The sequence below is a fragment of the Marseilla massiliensis genome, from assembly GCF_016899955.1.
GTDB lineage: Bacteria > Bacteroidota > Bacteroidia > Bacteroidales > Bacteroidaceae > Prevotella > Prevotella intestinigallinarum.
On record NZ_JACJJL010000114.1, the window covers coordinates 1 to 354 of the forward strand.

Annotated in this window: 1 pseudogene; it reads left to right on the forward strand. The window is 60.2% G+C overall.

Going from position 1 to position 354, the window contains the following annotated elements:
* Positions 1-354: pseudogene (locus H6B30_RS16160) on the forward strand (hypothetical protein); the annotation flags it as partial.

Sequence of the window (354 nt, forward strand, 5' to 3'; positions counted from 1 at the left end):
AGCGCGAGCAAGGCGATGGCGCAGGCCAAGAACAAGGAGGTGGCCGCCTTCGAGCTGAAGGTGGCGCAAAAACAAAGCGAGTACCTTGACCGGCTGCGCACCGTACAGGATTCCATCGCGACCGCGCAGCAGGTGGCCGCCATCGGACAGGACGCCGCATGGTGGGACAAGCTCATCTACAACGTGGAGAACCTGGGCAACACCATCAACAACTACGCCCAACGGGCGGTGGTGGCCACGGAGACCAAGGTCAGCGAGTGGATTAACGATGTCATCCGCTTCGTGGGCGAGCTGATTTTCCAGATGTCCTATTACGGCATCCTCGTGGCGCAGCGCATCTTCATGGCCATCATG